This is a genomic window from Pseudoalteromonas sp. Cn5-37 (assembly GCF_021532495.1).
Lineage (GTDB): Bacteria > Pseudomonadota > Gammaproteobacteria > Enterobacterales > Alteromonadaceae > Pseudoalteromonas > Pseudoalteromonas simplex.
In genome coordinates, this window is sequence record NZ_JAKGBA010000068.1 from 1 (window position 1) to 3,827 (window position 3,827).

The following is a 3,827-nucleotide window of genomic DNA, read 5'->3' on the forward strand; positions in this document are numbered from 1 at the left end:
CATAGAAAAGGCGCTCAATGCGAGGCCGAGAAAATGTCTAGGGTTTAGGCAACCAGCGGTAATATTCGATGAATTACGCAAAGCAGCCTAATTTAGCGAGTGGTGCACTTCGGACTTGAATTCGCGAGTACTAAATTTCAGTTGATGTAATTAATAGATAGAATTTTTCGTGTAATAGCAATAAAGCGCCAAGTAAAATGGATGCCACACAGCTCTAACACTGATAACAAAGTAGTGTGTATGTTTTTATGTAGTGAAGAGCATTTTTAAATAATCACAAATAGCATTTTTAAACATGAAAAGGACTTTCATATATCAGCAATAAGAATAACTCAGTCAGTTGGTCTGAGTGGTGTTAATAATCCAGCTGATGTAAAAGCAATACAAACAGCATTAAATAAATTACTTAAATTGCCCCCTTCTATAAACGCATTTGCCGTGGATTGATGTATAGGTTCGCGCCCTGAGAACTCGAAATCGCTCAAAATCCAATGTCAAAATATGTTAAAAAAATCTTACGGTATTACTGGATATTGACTTGAAAGCAAGTGGTTATTAAGGCGAACTATATTACTACCACCTAGACCAACTAAACACCCCACGTTTTGTTACAAACAATAACGCAGAAGTTGTATGGCAAAACCACGCCGATGTGTACGGCTATGAAGAATCAGAAGCTAATACTGACTTTAATAAAGAAAACAGCTTCACTCAGCCAATACGTTTTTAAGGCCAATATTTTGATGAAGAAAGCGGCCTACATTACAACCGCTACCGCTATTACAGCCCCAAACAACAACGCTTTATAAACCAAGACCCCATTGGCTTAGTAGGCGGCATAAACCATTACCAATACGCGCCGAATCCGGTTAATTGGGTAGATCCGTTTGGACTTAGTTGTAAGGAAGGGGCTGCCACAGTTTTAAAAATCGGTCATGGTAGTGACATGCATTTTGCGATTCAGGTCAAAGCAAAGTTTGATACGACTAAAACTCACCAACATGGTGGTACTGAGGCTGATGGCACTAGAACCAATACACTTATCATCGGTTACGATGAGGAAGATTTTGCAGGTAAATCGATTGAGAAATCGACGATTAAGTTACCAAATGCGATAGCTGCAAGTGACTTACAAAGGCAACCACTTAGAGAAGGCGACATGGCTCTTGATAGAGCTGATTGGAATCCAGATAACTTGGATACACCACTATATGATCCTGTTAACCAAAGTTGTTTAACCCATGTATTTGATGTGTTAAAAGCTGGGGGGGTTGAGAGTGTTCCTAATAATTCCGACATTGAAGATCGGAAAGTTAGGGTGTTTACACGCAAGTTAATGAAAGGAAAAATTCACTCTCCTAACAAAAAGCCAGAAGAAGATAAGAAAGAGCCTAAATCCGAAGATGCGACTCTTGAAAAACATACCAAAGCAGTTGAAGAGTATAAAAAACACTATGAAACGCGGCTAAAAGACTCAATTGCGGCAGGAGATTCAGCTAGGAGGCAAGGTGCTTTTAAAGCAAAGATTACAGAGGCTAAAGGTGAGCTTGGTGCTTCAATGTATATGGAAAAAGAGTTTTCAGACCCACCTCCTCCAGCCACAATGGAAATGGGCTTTGGCCAGGTCCAGGAGTCGACCAAGTATGGGCAAAACGAGACGAAAATGGCAAAGTGATAGAGTACTTTGTTGTTGAAGCTAAAGGTCCTGGCGCTAAATTAATGACTGGCGCCAAAAAAGGTAACCAGATGACGGATCCTTGGATTAAAAAAAGCTTAGAGTCGATGAAAAAGTCAAAAAAATACAAAGAGAAGAACAAGTTAGGTAAAGATATTTTAAGAGCTATGAAAAATGACGACCCAAAGATAACTAAATTAGTAATTGAAGCTAAAGAGGTCGAAGGTAATATAATTGGTGGGAAGATTCAGCCTCTTCCATAGGAAAAGAAGAATGTTAAAACTTAATAATTATGATTTCGAATTTGGTGAACTATTTGAAGAATCACCTATTACATTAGAAATAAGATTAAAACATATGAATGACCCATCTGTTGGGGTAGACACTAAAAAAAGAGCGTGTTGGGTTCTTTCTGAAGAATACAAAGAATTGGCATGTGCACATTACGTTTTAGAAAACTATAATGAAGCAAAATTTTACCTAAAAGAAGCGGCACCATTTGCATACTTAACAGGTTTTGATTCCGAGCTAAAAGGGCATAACAATGAGTGGACAATCCAAGGAGAGTTAAATGTCGCTTTATTGTTTGGCGATGAAACAATAATTAATAAATTACGTGAACATGCAGATGACTTTACAACCAGCAGTGTGACCAAGAAAGCTATTTTTCTATATGATCATTTATTAATAAAAATAGGCACAGGCAAAGTGCTTTCTACAAACGAAATAGAAAGCGCACTGACTGAGGCTAAATCAACAAAAGATAAAGATGTACAACAATGCATTGTGCCGCTTGTTGAGGCGATTAAAGGTCTCTCTATAGGTGATAATTTATTATGGCAATCAAGTATTGATAAAGTCATTGCATGGCATACTGATGAATGTAAATACGGCGACTTTAAAGAAGATGGAAATGCGGTCATGTCATTAAATGCGCTTAGCATGGCCAAATTGGGTAAAGATATGCATGGCTGGCAGTGTCAAACAGACTCACTTTATTTACCGTTATATTTAATTAACGATTAAATTTTTAGCCACTAATTTAGAGAAGAAATGATGAGTAATGTGATTAATCTTTTTATTGTTGATGAAGCTGTCTATCCCACAACCTCGAACTTAAGCGATGAGCAAACGTATCAAGCGTTAATTGATATTACTCAGGATGAAGCGACAAGATGGCAATCAATAGAGCTTAATATGCGAGCATTTATTCCTGCTATAGAGTTACTTGATGCTGTTGTGGGTGGCCAAGGGTTACTGCCGGTATGTACTTTTCATTATTATCCTTATCAATTAATTGGACCAGATGCTTACATCAGTGGTTCATTTGGCTTTTTTTCGAATGAAATGGTGCAAGACCTATTCCCTTTATTAGAAAAGTATTTTGAAGTCGATATTGAGAACAGTGAAAATAAAGTGTTAGTAGATAGTATTGAGCATAGGGCTGGTGAACTTGACCCGCAAGCTTATGAAATAGTCCGCGACCGCTACTTTGTTACGTTTAGAGATGCCTCAATGCAAAATAAATCTATCGTGGTATTGATTGAAGAGTAAACCTACGATTGTTTATCGTGCAAAAAATTTTTTATATGTTTGTTAGATGAAAGCGGTGACACAATGCCTACAAAAGAAGAGATAGATAAATTCATTACAGCACAAAAAGTTTGCAGTCATTTAGCAAAAAGTATTGTAAATAAAAGCAGGATAAAGCCGATTCCATATGCAATTGATTTCCTAGATGATAGCTATGATTTAACTTGGTACTGCGATGAATGTGTTAAAAAGTATCACTTACCAGAAAACGGAGTTTTTTTATACCATTACCCAGAGGATGATGAAGAGATAACTAATTTCGTAAAAAGGCTGGGCGATTTAAAAAGCCTCGAATTTCAAGTAAGTAAATTAAAAGGTTTTAAAGTGTCTGAGAACTATGATAACTCACCTTTTGCACAGTTCAGTAGGGATGAAGCTGAAAAACCATCACTTTTTAGTAAAGAGCAATTTAATTCATTCTCGGGGTTAAATGATGGCCTTGTTGATCAAATGCAGCTCTCTAATAAACTCACTTAACTTACTGATATTTAGGCAGACCAAGGGTGTTGATCTTATTTAGCGCCTTCACTTTGATCATCGCTTCAACCAGTTGGCGATT

The 3,827-nt window shown here is 37.2% G+C and carries 5 protein-coding genes and 2 pseudogenes; all 7 read left to right on the forward strand.

The window, feature by feature from the left end; all coding sequences use genetic code 11:
* Positions 1–580 precede the first annotated feature (580 nt).
* Positions 581–730, forward strand: a pseudogene (locus L1266_RS22475) (hypothetical protein); the annotation flags it as partial.
* A gap of 12 nt (positions 731–742) precedes the next feature.
* Positions 743–883 (forward strand): annotated as a pseudogene (locus L1266_RS22480) (RHS repeat-associated core domain-containing protein); the annotation flags it as partial.
* A gap of 63 nt (positions 884–946) precedes the next feature.
* Positions 947–1,675 carry a hypothetical protein gene (locus tag L1266_RS21905; protein WP_054554035.1) on the forward strand — a complete coding sequence of 243 codons (729 nt, stop codon included), beginning with the start codon at positions 947–949 and terminating at the stop codon, positions 1,673–1,675.
* Entirely contained in the window at positions 1,672–1,938 is a 267-nt protein-coding gene (locus L1266_RS21910; protein WP_235378343.1) for a hypothetical protein, read from the forward strand. The genes L1266_RS21905 and L1266_RS21910 overlap by 4 nt, the downstream gene beginning before the upstream one ends.
* Before the next feature lie 10 nt (positions 1,939–1,948).
* Positions 1,949–2,701: an immunity 49 family protein gene (locus tag L1266_RS21915; RefSeq protein WP_054554034.1), complete on the forward strand. Its 753-nt coding sequence runs from the start codon at positions 1,949–1,951 to the stop codon at positions 2,699–2,701.
* Positions 2,702–2,731: 30 nt separating this feature from the next.
* Positions 2,732–3,229 carry a hypothetical protein gene (locus L1266_RS21920; RefSeq protein ID WP_235378344.1) on the forward strand — a complete coding sequence of 166 codons (498 nt, stop codon included), beginning with the start codon at positions 2,732–2,734 and terminating at the stop codon, positions 3,227–3,229.
* Positions 3,230–3,292: 63 nt separating this feature from the next.
* On the forward strand, positions 3,293–3,745 hold the full coding sequence (locus L1266_RS21925) for a hypothetical protein (RefSeq protein WP_235378345.1): 453 nt from the start codon (positions 3,293–3,295) through the stop codon (positions 3,743–3,745).
* Positions 3,746–3,827 lie beyond the last annotated feature (82 nt).